A 9,102-nucleotide genomic window follows, 5' to 3' on the forward strand; every position below is an offset into this window, starting at 1 on the left:
CATGATCGACATTCAAAATCTTTGCAAAAGCTTTACCCTGCACAATCAGGGCTCGGCCGTGATCCCTGTGATGGAGGGGGCCAACCTATATGTGGGACCGGGCGAATGCGTCGGGTTGATCGGGGCGTCAGGTGCGGGAAAATCCACGTTGATGCGCATGGTCTGGGGGAATTATCTCGCCGCCTCGGGGAAAATCCTTGTGGGCGGGCTGGATGTCGCCTCGGCCCAACCGCGCGAAATCATCGCCTTGCGGCGGCAAACCTTGGGCTATGTCAGCCAGTTTTTGCGGGTTGTACCACGCGTGCCAACCTCGCAAGTGGTGGCCGAGCCGCTTTTGGCGCTTGGCATGCCCAAAGATATGGCCCGCGACCGCGCGGCAGAGCTGCTGACGCGGCTGAACATTCCTGAACGGCTTTGGGCGCTGTCCCCCACCACCTTTTCGGGCGGCGAGCAGCAGCGGGTGAACATCGCGCGCGGCTTTGCCCATAGCTATCCGGCGCTTTTGCTGGATGAACCCACCGCCAGCCTTGATGCGGCCAACCGCGCAGTAGTGCTGGCCCTGATCGCCGAGGCCAAAGCGAATGGCGCGGCAATCCTTGGTATTTTCCATGATGAGGCTGCGCGCGACGCCGTCTGTGACCGTGTGGTCGATGTGCGCACCTTTACCCCAATGGTGGCCGCGTGACGGGGCGGTTGTTTGTGGTCGTCGGCCCCTCGGGTGCGGGCAAAGACACATTGATGGCGGGCGCAAGCAAGGCTGACCCAGCGCTGCATTGGGCGCGGCGCGTGATCACTCGCCCCCGACGCGCGGGCGGCGAGCCGTTTGAAGGGGTTAGCGGGGCCGTGTTTCAGGCGCGCCTCGACGCTGGGGCCTTTGCCTTGCATTGGGACGCGCATGGCCTGCGCTATGGCATACCCCTGGATGAACTCGCCCCCCTGCGAACGGGCGCAAATGTTTTGGTCAATGGATCTCGCGGGGCGCTGGCCACGATTAAGGCCGCCTTCCCCGACCTGACGGTGATCCGCATTTCGGCCCCCTCGGATGTGTTGGCCGAGCGTTTGGCCCTGCGCGGTCGCGAAAGCCACGATGATATAAAGACGCGTTTGGCCCGTGCCAGTTATGACCTGCCAACCGGCATCGCCGTGATTGATGTGCAAAACACCGGAACACCGGAACAAGGCATCACCCGCCTGCTTCAGGCCATCAGGGGATAGCGTTGCAAAAGATGAAAATATCCCGCCGCATCCTCGCCACACAAGCACAGGTTGCGCACGTAAAAGGGTTGCGGCAAGACGCCTGCGAAATGGGCGGCGGCGGCTTGGGCAACACTGTCGCGCTCAGTCTTATCCAACTGGTCCGACAGGGTCAGGTGAAAGCGAAACTCTTCTATAACATAGGGATAGCCATAGGCGGTCAGCAGGTCACGCTGGCGGGGCGTCAGCCGCTCGGGCTTGCGCCGCGCGACCTCGGCATCCGTCAGCGGGGCGCGAAACGGATCAAGCCTGCGCACGACTTCGGCTGCCAAATGCTGCAAGTCGCCGGTATTCCCCTGCGGCACAAGTGCCAGAAAACCACCCAGTTCAACCATCTGCAAACCGGAAAATTCGACAGGTTTCAGGCCTGCCGCCAAGTGGGCAGCCGCCTCGGCCAAATCATCGGCCTTAACACCTTGCGCCAGCCGGAACGGCGGCTTGAGCGTGCCATGAAAACCGTATTTACGCGGCTCGGCTGTGACTTCGGCCAAAGGGCGTGGCAGTTGCACGACCGGTTGATCTACCGCCTGACCCGATTGCAAATTCCATCCCAGCCAACGGGCTGCAGCGGCGGCAAAGGCCCCTGCTTCGGGCGCATAATAGATCGCATAGCGTTTCATCTGTTCCATAACCGCACCCAATACCCGCATTTTGTCACACGCCTGTGACAGTGTTTTGCCATTCCTGTCCCCAGATCACAACGAAAGCCAAGACGATGCCCCAGACAATCCTTGCCAATGCGATGCTGGTTCTGCCCGATGACGTCATCGCCGGAACCATTTGCCTAGAGAATGGCAAGATAACCGCAATCGACCACGGCACATCCGTGCCTGCGGGGGCAATTGATTGTGACGGCGATCTGGTTATGCCGGGACTGATTGAACTGCACACAGACAACCTTGAACGCCACATAGAGCCGCGCCCCAAGGTCAGCTGGCCACACGCAAGCGCGATTATCGCCCATGACGCCGAGCTTGCCTCGGTCGGTATCACCACCGTCTTTGATGCGCTGCGCGTGGGTTCGGTGATTTCGAATAAAAAGGCCAATTACGGCGAATATGCCCGCCAACTGGCCGATGAAATTCTTGCACTGCGCAGCCAAGGCGCGCTGAAAATCAGCCATTTCCTGCATCTGCGGGCCGAGGTTTGCTCGGAAACCTTGATTGATGAGCTCGCAAAATTCGGCCCCGAGGATCGCATCGGTATTGTTAGCCTGATGGATCACACCCCCGGCCAGCGCCAATTCCGCGACATGACCCAGTTGCGCGCCTATGTCTGTGGCAAGCACGGTTTGTCGGACACAGAGTTTGAAAGCCATGTCGCAGGGCAAATCGCGCTCGCCCAACGCGTCGGGTCCGCACATGAGGCGGCCGCCGTGACCGAAAGCCGCCGCTTTGGCGCGGTGCTGGCAAGCCATGACGACACAACGGCTGAGCAGGTCGCAATATCGGCAAAGCACGGCGCGCATTTTGCCGAGTTCCCGACAACGGTTGAGGCAGCTGCCGCCTGCCGCGCACAGGGCGTCAAGGTCATGATGGGCGCACCAAACCTGATCCGTGGCGGCTCTCATTCTGGCAATGTCGCAGCGCATCATCTGGCCGAGGCCGACCTTCTGGATATCGTCTCGTCTGATTATGTGCCATCGGCCTTGCTGTCGGCGGCGTTGTTTTTGGGTGATCTGTGGGGCGATGTCGCGCGCGGCGTGCGCACTGTAACATCCGCCCCGGCCAAAGCCGTCGGCCTGCCAGATCGCGGGCAGCTTGTGCCCGGTTCGAGGGCCGACGTTATCCGCGTCGCACGCATCGCACAAACCGGCGCTGTGCGCGGCACTTGGGTTCAAGGCAAACGCGTCTAACCGTGCGAAGTGGCGTTGATAGATGGGATGGTTGCCGCCCTCCCCGACGGCATCGCAATGTTCCAACATGTCGGTAGTGAAACCACATATGAAGCGGAGAGGACGGCAAAATGAATGATATGATAATCGGCGTGGATTTGGCAAAGTCCATTTCCCAGGTTCACGGAGCGTTGATGGCGACCGGGGAGATCCAGTCAAAAAGAAGCTGACGCGTGAACAGTTCCGCGTGTTCATGCCGAAGCTTGCCCCGAGCGTGGTTATCTTCAAAGCCTGCGGCAGCGCGAACTACTGGGCAGGCCAAATGGAAGCGATGGGTCATCAGGCCAAGCTGATCGCTCTGCAGTTTGTTCGACCTTTCGTGAAGCGTCACAAAAAGAATGATGCAGCCGATGCAGATGCGATCATTATCGCCGCGCGCTAGTCTGAGATGCTGTTTGCCACGCCAAAGACGGTTGATCAGCAGGCGCGGGCCGCCTTGTTCCGGGGCCGGGAGCTATTGATTAGGCAGCGCACAGAAGATGTGAACGCTCTTCGCGCAATTCTCTACGAACACGGTCACGTTTTTCCAATCGGCATAGGGCATATCAAGCGCATGCAAGACTTGGTTGGATCAGATACCTGCGACTTGCCCATCATCGTCCGTGAGGAGTGTCGTGATCTTCTGGCACAGATCGCAGTAAAGACGGCGCGCATCAAATCGCGTGACAGAAAACTCAAGGAACTGGCCGTCCAATCGAATATGGCGCGTCGCTTGCAGACCCTGCCCGGAGTCGGGCCATTGACGGCTCTGGCCGTTGAAGCCTTCGCGCCCGACATGTCTCAGTTCAAGAGAGGGCGCGACTTTACTGCCTGGTTGGGTCTTGTCCCACGCCAACATTCTTCATGCGGCAATGATTGAATGCTAAGCATGTGTAACCACAGTTCGTCCATATTACGCCGGTGCAGGTTTGGGAATGTCACGTGAATTACACGGCTGCCCTCCGCTGCACATAGGCGTCGAAATTGCCGAGGGCGCTGCGTTGTCGTTGTGATGCATTGCGATACCGAGAAAATGGGCGACAAGGTCCAGCGCTGTCGAATCGTCAAAACCCGCGAATACTTTCATCACCACTCCAAATTTAGTGCGATTCTACCTATCGCCCGTTTGTCGCCGAAAATTAGGGCCGTACTTTGGCGGATCAGCGAAAATTACCCCCAGAATCCGACGTCCTTGCCTTTTCTGCGCCACATTTATTTGCGGAACGTTAAAAATTTGTGCATCGGGTTGGACGATCTCACGAGGTCGATCTGGGTAGGCCTGATTGGCGCCAGATGGGGCTAAACCACCCGATCATCGGCTCAACTCAAGGCTGCAATCTTATCTGGTAATACATTTCGCCGCGACGCTAAGCCAAATGAGCCAAATGCCCTGCCCTTAGTGCACTCAAATCAGGCCATAGAAGGGTTAACAACTGTTGTTGAAACGGAAACAGTTAACACTTTATGGTTGTATTGTTAATCAGAGTCCCTGTAGTGTTATTTCTATGATGTCACGTTCTCAACAAGACACACGTCACAATAAAACAATTAAAACATTGCTTTAGTGGCTTCTCTTTGTGTAGCCACATAGCTCTTACTGAGAGGTCGGTTCGCGTGAAAGTTGATCAATTTGAAACAGCCAATCTGTCGGTGCGTCCCGATTGGAGCGCTTATGCGACGGCCTATGATCTGTTGTCCGAGCACAACCCCGAATACCAAGCCCTACTACAGGGTTTCGAGGCTTTTCTTACAACCATAGAGATGCCTCGATTGATATATGACATCGGTGGCGGCACTGGAAACTACACAGAGATCGCGGCCCGTGCATGCCCTAACAGCGAGGTATGTTTGGTAGAACCCGACGCGGGCATGCTTGCGGCGGCGCGGTCCAAATTGGCAACTTTCCGCAATATCAAATATGACAGCAGCACGCTTGAAGATTTTGATGCTCCAGAGGCGGCTGATCTGGTCATTTGCGTCCACTCTCTTTACGCGATGCCAGGGCAAGAGCAACGGCTCGGCGACTTGCGTCGGTTGCTCCGGCCGGGTGGCCTGCTCTACCTTATTGATCTCGGCCGTTACATGAACGTGACCGACTGGCGCAGCTACCTGTTCTCAAACCTGAAAAAAGAACTGGGGCTGGCAGGCGCGCTTCGCGTTTTTTGGCAGGGCCGAGAGATCGCCAAGCAAAACAATGCCATCCTCAAGGCACAGAAAAAAGGTGTCTACTGGACGCACACCGAGGCTGAGATCGCATTGGCTGTTGCCGCAGCCGGTTTCGAAATCCTTAAACAGGAACCCGTTTATCGTGGCTATAGCGACCTCCTTATCTGTCGCGCAACGCCGTAGTCCTGCAAGAGCGGAAGGAACCTGCCATGAACAATCAAGTCATTGAGGCGCTGCAGCGCTCCCGCTACAGAGTTCTGACCAGCAGTCAGGACCTCGAGCAGATATACCGCCTACGCTACAAGTGCTATCGCGCCGAAAGGTCGATCGCAGAAAACGAGCGCGGCATGATGACTGACCCGTTCGACGAGACCCCGAACTGCGTTCATGTCGCGGTTGAAATGGATGGAGAGATGTTAGCGGCGGTGCGGCTGCATCTGGTGTCAAAGCTCTCGCTCATATCGCCAACGCTGGAGGTGTTCCCAGAGATACTGGACATGCTCAAGCAGGGGCAAACGGCCCTCGATTCGACCCGCTTTGTGATCGCGCCTGAAGCGCGTAAACAGCGTGTACCATTACACTTCCTGGTTCTGCGCATCCCATTTCTTGCCACGATGTTCTACGATATCGACTTGGCCCTTGCTGCCGTTCGGGTCGAGCACACCGCATTCTACCGCCGCTACCTTGGCTATGAGGTATCGATGGCTCCACGCAGCTATCCAGGGCTGAAAAAACCCACACAGCTTTTGATCGCAAAAATTCGGGAGCAACGCGACGCAGTTCTGGCACGAATACCGGTTTTCGGCCCCGTGGACGAGATCCCACATTCGAACATCGCTTTTCCGAAGCTTCAGGGGGTTTATGTCGCTTCAACGGATGGCAGTTCCAAGGCGGCCTGACAGACCCATGTCGCGCTCATGCCTCAGGGCACTAAGCGCAACTGGCTTCCAACGCGTATTGCAGCATGGCAGATAATAAACCACGTTGATTGTCGCAACATTACGTCAAATTATAACCAAAATAACCGATCCCTGCCCTGCAAATGAACTATTTTAACCGCATTTCAACTATAGCGTGCAATCTCGAACGACGCCGGAGATGAAAATGCAGAGCCTAAGTACAATTTGGGCGACCCGGGGTGACTGGTTTACGTCCGATGGTCGCGAACAGAGTATCAAGGATTACATATTCCTTACCAACCAGCTTGTATGGAAGCGGCAGGCGAGTTTTTTGGTCGCGGCCATACTGGCGGCGTTCTACTTCGACCCTATCTCAATCTTCGCGAGCTACTTCGTCGTAATCCTTACCGAAGGGCTCGACGAGCTACTCGGTCGCAAGTCCAAAGCCTGGGATGGTCGGGACCCAGTCGTGGGGCGGCAGATCCTCAAACGCATCGCACTAAACACAGCCGTGAGCGCGGTGACGATCAGCGTTTTCATCATCAACATTGCGGTTCAGCAGGCATCAGTCGGGCATTTTACGCCGCTCTTTTTCTTATTCTCGGCATCGGTCTTTGCAGCGATATACAATAGCCAAATAATGGGCATCCTGATCTTGCGGCTCTCAATCTACGGCTTTGCGTTTCTATTCATAGCGCTGCTCGACGTGTTTCGTTATCGCCCACCGCTCAGTTCCCACATCTGGTTGGAGTTCTTCACGATCATCTTTGTGCTATATTTCATTAGCGACATATCACTGAAGTTCTACCTCGGCTACCAAGAGCGGCGAGAACAGATGAAGCTGATCAAAGAAGAAATCGAGCACACGAAAGCTGCCTTGGAGGTCAAGTCGCGGTTCTTGGCCACAGTCAGCCACGAGCTACGCACGCCGCTGACGTCGATCATTGGATCCCTCGAACTCATAAATAACGACAAACTCGGCTTGCTGCACCCTGGCCTCAAGCCCCTCATCAGTATTGCGACCCGCAACGGAAAACGCCTTGCCGTCCTTATTGAAGACCTCCTCGATATGCAAAAGCTCGAGGCCGGCGAAGTGGCATTCCATTTCAAGCCGATCAATGCGAACAATCTGGTATCCGAGGCAATTGAGTCCACCTCAGGTTATGCCAATAAGCTCGGCATCCATGTCACGACCGAACCCTGCGAAGAGGATTGCCAGATCACAGGCGACCACAACCGTCTGATCCAAGTGATGGTCAACCTGCTGTCGAACGCTCTGAAGTTCTCCTACGAAGGCGGAGCGGTGAAGGTGCGTGTGGAAAACCTCTGCGGGCGCATCCGCATTTCTGTTCATGACAAAGGATTGGGTATTCCGAACGGCGCCAAAGACTGTGTTTTCGGAAAGTTTAGCCAAGTGGATTCCTCCGATGTGCGTAAGGTCGGCGGCACCGGCCTTGGGCTCAACATAACCAAACAGATCGTCGAGCGACACAACGCGACCATCGATTACGTCAGCGAACTGGGCGTCGGTTCAACCTTTTATATAGAATTCGACCGGCTGACAAACGGAAGTCGCCCGGGCGCCAACTTCGAACCGCTCGCCAAGTCGGCCTGAGACAGAGGCATTCAAAACTGACCCAAGGCCAGGGGGATCGGGATCTTGGTTCATCTCCCATATGGGATAGAGGCCTGCAAAAACTGACGTTCGGTAAGGAAAACCCGACCGACACAGACCTTGCTAAGCAGTGGTCCTCTAAAGTGGTTGTGCGCCCGCCGGCGGTGCCAATTAACCCGCGCAACCACGTCAGGTTGCACGACACTCTCACAAGCTATTCACTGTGATCAGCAGCCACCCCAAGCACAACGCCGCTTTAGGCCTCTGTCTGAAAACCCTGCGGCACACAAAAGCCCCCCCGTGGCGGCAAGCCTGCATCCTGAAGCAGGTCGTCCGTCATCGCATCGGCGTTGGGTCCGGCATCCATAAGCGATTGCCATATCTGACGTACCGCCGGAGCAATACGGGGCTCTGTTACGGCGCGTGCCGTGTGCAACCATATAGACAACCCGTCACTGCTTTCATACTCGCGCAGTTTGCGAAGGGCCGCGATTTTGGTCTCTGTCGCGGCCACAAAACGTGCGATGGCTTCCGGCCTCAACAAGGTCAATGCGTCAAGATCCTGATCTGTTTGAAGGTAAGATACCTGCCAGAATTGCGCGAATGCGGCGTGACCATCCCGCACATGGGGTTTTGCACTTGCCAGCTTGTCCGCCAAGGCTTGTGCCTCATCGATAAGTGCTGTGGTGGCTTTTTCGCGCTGCCAGTTTTTGAACATTCTGTCCTCTTTGGATATGTGGCGGGGAAAAGAGCACTGGCAGCGAACAGGCCCAAATGGCTGTGATCTTGTGCCATCAGCGCGGCGGATAGGCACCTCAGATTTCGCGCAAATATGCCCAAGAGACATAGCCTTCGACCGCACTGGATGTTTTCAAGGCGGCTTTGCACCAGCGTGTGCCGCCGGTCTGTTCGCAACTGTAAATCCGCAAGATGGTGCCGTTCGGAACACCAAGGATGACCCGATAGCCGATACCGGGCCCGGCGCGCAATTTCAACATATCGTTAGCTTCAACGCCTGCAACCGCGTAGTATTCATCCAAACGCCCATCCGAAGGAACGCAAGCGGTAAGCCCCCCCAGCGTTACAGCCGCAAGCGCCGCAAAAATGGCATAGCGCATCGTAGTCTCCTCATCTTTATCTAAACGCCGCTTTAGGCGATAACACTCTTTGCTGGTAACACGGGAACAAGTCAAATCTAGGGTGCCCTTCAGCGGCAACTGAGTTATTGTCAAATCTGGTGTTTGAGGCTTGTCGGTCATGCGGCGATCTGGTCTGGGGTTGTGGCTTCAATTCCG

Annotated in this window: 11 protein-coding genes; 8 read left to right on the plus strand and 3 right to left on the minus strand. The window is 56.2% G+C overall.

Annotation, left to right across the window (positions count from 1 at the left end; all coding sequences use genetic code 11):
- The first annotated feature begins 1 nt into the window (after window position 1).
- Together phnL and phnN are read left to right on the plus strand one after the other, a co-directional pair.
- Window positions 2-685, plus strand: a complete 684-nt coding sequence (phnL, locus tag ACEN2J_RS13140) for a phosphonate C-P lyase system protein PhnL (RefSeq protein WP_442106479.1) — start codon at window positions 2-4, stop codon at window positions 683-685.
- Window positions 682-1,215, plus strand: a complete 534-nt coding sequence (gene phnN / locus ACEN2J_RS13145) for a phosphonate metabolism protein/1,5-bisphosphokinase (PRPP-forming) PhnN (RefSeq protein ID WP_442106480.1) — start codon at window positions 682-684, stop codon at window positions 1,213-1,215. The genes phnL and phnN overlap by 4 nt, the downstream gene beginning before the upstream one ends.
- Here the strand turns inward: phnN and ACEN2J_RS13150 are convergent.
- On the minus strand, window positions 1,197-1,883 hold the full coding sequence (locus ACEN2J_RS13150; protein ID WP_442106502.1) for a DUF1045 domain-containing protein: 687 nt from the start codon (window positions 1,881-1,883) through the stop codon (window positions 1,197-1,199). The genes phnN and ACEN2J_RS13150 overlap by 19 nt on opposite strands.
- An 86-nt stretch (window positions 1,884-1,969) precedes the next feature.
- On the opposite strand from ACEN2J_RS13150, the gene ACEN2J_RS13155 reads away from it, so the two are divergent.
- From ACEN2J_RS13155 to ACEN2J_RS13180, 6 genes are all read left to right on the plus strand, one after another.
- Window positions 1,970-3,109, plus strand: a complete 1,140-nt coding sequence (locus ACEN2J_RS13155; RefSeq protein ID WP_442106482.1) for an alpha-D-ribose 1-methylphosphonate 5-triphosphate diphosphatase — start codon at window positions 1,970-1,972, stop codon at window positions 3,107-3,109.
- Window positions 3,110-3,341: 232 nt separating this feature from the next.
- Window positions 3,342-3,530, plus strand: a complete 189-nt coding sequence (locus ACEN2J_RS13160) for a hypothetical protein (RefSeq protein ID WP_442106484.1) — start codon at window positions 3,342-3,344, stop codon at window positions 3,528-3,530.
- A 6-nt stretch (window positions 3,531-3,536) separates the two neighbouring features.
- Window positions 3,537-4,007: a transposase gene (locus ACEN2J_RS13165; protein ID WP_442106486.1), complete on the plus strand. Its 471-nt coding sequence runs from the start codon at window positions 3,537-3,539 to the stop codon at window positions 4,005-4,007.
- A gap of 734 nt (window positions 4,008-4,741) precedes the next feature.
- Window positions 4,742-5,476 carry a class I SAM-dependent methyltransferase gene (locus ACEN2J_RS13170; RefSeq protein ID WP_442106487.1) on the plus strand — a complete coding sequence of 245 codons (735 nt, stop codon included), beginning with the start codon at window positions 4,742-4,744 and terminating at the stop codon, window positions 5,474-5,476.
- A gap of 26 nt (window positions 5,477-5,502) precedes the next feature.
- Window positions 5,503-6,192 carry an N-acyl amino acid synthase FeeM domain-containing protein gene (locus ACEN2J_RS13175; protein ID WP_442106489.1) on the plus strand — a complete coding sequence of 230 codons (690 nt, stop codon included), beginning with the start codon at window positions 5,503-5,505 and terminating at the stop codon, window positions 6,190-6,192.
- 205 nt (window positions 6,193-6,397) lie between these two features.
- A complete protein-coding gene (locus tag ACEN2J_RS13180; protein ID WP_442106491.1) occupies window positions 6,398-7,807 on the plus strand; it encodes a sensor histidine kinase in 1,410 nt (469 codons plus the stop codon).
- Window positions 7,808-8,063: 256 nt separating this feature from the next.
- On the opposite strand, the gene ACEN2J_RS13185 is transcribed toward ACEN2J_RS13180, so the two are convergent.
- Window positions 8,064-8,525, minus strand: a complete 462-nt coding sequence (locus ACEN2J_RS13185; RefSeq protein WP_442106492.1) for a hypothetical protein — start codon at window positions 8,523-8,525, stop codon at window positions 8,064-8,066.
- Window positions 8,526-8,622: 97 nt separating this feature from the next.
- Entirely contained in the window at window positions 8,623-8,925 is a 303-nt protein-coding gene (locus tag ACEN2J_RS13190; protein WP_442106494.1) for an SH3 domain-containing protein, read from the minus strand.
- Between the last annotated feature and the right edge of the window lie 177 nt (window positions 8,926-9,102).

Source organism: Pseudorhodobacter sp. W20_MBD10_FR17, from assembly GCF_052119765.1.
In the GTDB taxonomy this organism is placed as follows: domain Bacteria; phylum Pseudomonadota; class Alphaproteobacteria; order Rhodobacterales; family Rhodobacteraceae; genus Pseudorhodobacter.